Below are 1,526 nucleotides of genomic sequence, written 5' to 3'. Positions count from 1 at the left end.
CGGCAGCCTGTTCGGCTTTACCGGCGTGCTGCTGGCGGTGCCGGTGGCGGCCGTCATCGGTGTGCTGGTGCGCTTCGCATTGCGCCAGTACCTCGCCAGCAGCTATTACACCGGCGTGCCTCCGGAGGAGGTGCTGCGCGAGGATCTGGTCCAGGAAGGCCTGGTCCCGCCGGGGGCGGACGCCGGGTCACCGCCCGTTCCCTGATCCCGCGCGCGTCCACCCGTTCCCGCCCTCTTTAGTGCCCGCTGCCGTCAAGACCCTGGAATCATGGCCGACTTGAGACAATTGCCCCTGGACCTGGGGCACCGTTCCGCCATGGGGGAGGCCGACTTCCTGGTGGCGCCGGGCAACGCCGACGCGGTGGCCTGGCTGGATGCCTGGCCGGACTGGCCGGCGCCGGCCTTGGTGCTGTACGGCCCTCCCGGCTGCGGCAAGAGCCACCTGGCCCAGGTGTGGCGCGCCCGCTCGCGCGCGCCGCTGCTGGGGCCGGAGGATTTGGACCCGGCGGAGGTGCCGCATCTGCTGGGCCCCACCCGCACCGCCGTCATCGACCGCACGCATGAGATTTCGGGCGACACCACCCGCGAGCGCGCCCTGCTGCACCTCTACAACGTGACCAAGGAGGCGGGCGGTCAACTGCTGCTGCTGGCCCACTACGCCCCCATCAACTGGACCCTGCGCCTGCCCGACCTGCGGTCCCGCCTGGTGGCGGCGCCGGCCGTGGGCATGGCCGCCCCAGACGACGCGCTGCTGATGGCCGTGCTGGTCAAGCTGTTCGACGACCGCCAGGTGCGGGTGGGGGAGGATGTCATCGCCTGGCTGATGACCCACACCGAACGGTCCTTCGACAGCGCCCGCCGCACCGTGGCCCTGTTGGACCGCGCCGCCCTGGCCGCCAAGAAGCCCATCACCGTGGCCTTCTGCCGCCAGGTGCTGGAGCCCAAGGACAAGCCGGCGGGATCTTGACGGGGGGCCGCTACCGCCCCGTCATCCAGAACATCCGCCGCCGGCTGTAGCCGCGCCAGGTGGCCGGCAGTTTGGCCAGGGCCAGCGCCTCCTCCTGCGCCAAGCGTGCCAGCAGGCGGTCGCTGCGCGCCTTGGCGCCGGCGGTCTTGGTCAGCAGCGCCACCAGCTGGGCGGCTTGGCGGGCGCCGGTGGGGGCGGTGATGGCGGCGTGCAGGCGGGTCAAGGGGGCCATGGGGTCGCTAGCCGGGCGCTTGGCGGCCGCGCCCTTGGGCGTCTTGCTGGTCTTGGGCTTGGCCGCTGCCACGGGATAGAGGCCGCGGCAGACCTCCGCCACCTCATACAGGCGCTGAGCCCGCCGGCGCAGGCGGTACAGGGCGTCGGCGGCGGGCGGGGGCGCCTTTGCCGCCGGGGCGGGCTTGGCTCCGGGGGCGGGTGGGGGCGGCAGGTCCAGCCGGGTGATGGCCCGGGCACCTTGTCCTGCATTCCGCCAGCAGGCGGGGCGCCACGCCTTCAGGGGCTGATCCAGGGCGGGGCAGGCCCAGCCGCCGCCCTCGATCCA

1 protein-coding gene and 2 pseudogenes are annotated in these 1,526 nt (G+C 73.4%); 2 read left to right on the top strand and 1 reads right to left on the bottom strand.

The window, feature by feature from the left end; translation table 11 throughout:
- Together I55_RS31645 and I55_RS31640 are read left to right on the top strand one after the other, a co-directional pair.
- Window positions 1-205 (top strand): annotated as a pseudogene (locus I55_RS31645) (AI-2E family transporter); the annotation flags it as partial.
- Between the two features lie 63 nt (window positions 206-268).
- Window positions 269-967 carry a DnaA/Hda family protein gene (locus tag I55_RS31640; protein WP_044564710.1) on the top strand — a complete coding sequence of 233 codons (699 nt, stop codon included), beginning with the start codon at window positions 269-271 and terminating at the stop codon, window positions 965-967.
- Window positions 968-977: 10 nt separating this feature from the next.
- On the opposite strand, the pseudogene I55_RS37505 reads toward I55_RS31640, so the two are convergent.
- Window positions 978-1,526 (bottom strand): annotated as a pseudogene (locus I55_RS37505) (hypothetical protein); the annotation flags it as partial.

The sequence above is a fragment of the Azospirillum sp. B4 genome (assembly GCF_000333275.1).
In the GTDB taxonomy this organism is placed as follows: Bacteria; Pseudomonadota; Alphaproteobacteria; order Azospirillales; family Azospirillaceae; genus Nitrospirillum.
Note: the sequence above shows the minus strand (reverse complement) of the source record. Positions and strands in the feature narration are given on the sequence as shown.

Bases quoted from the DNA above. Each gene is read 5' to 3' on its own strand.
- I55_RS31640 (WP_044564710.1), top strand. From the start codon at position 269: ATGGCCGACTTGAGACAATTGCCCCTGGACCTGGGGCACCGTTCCGCC.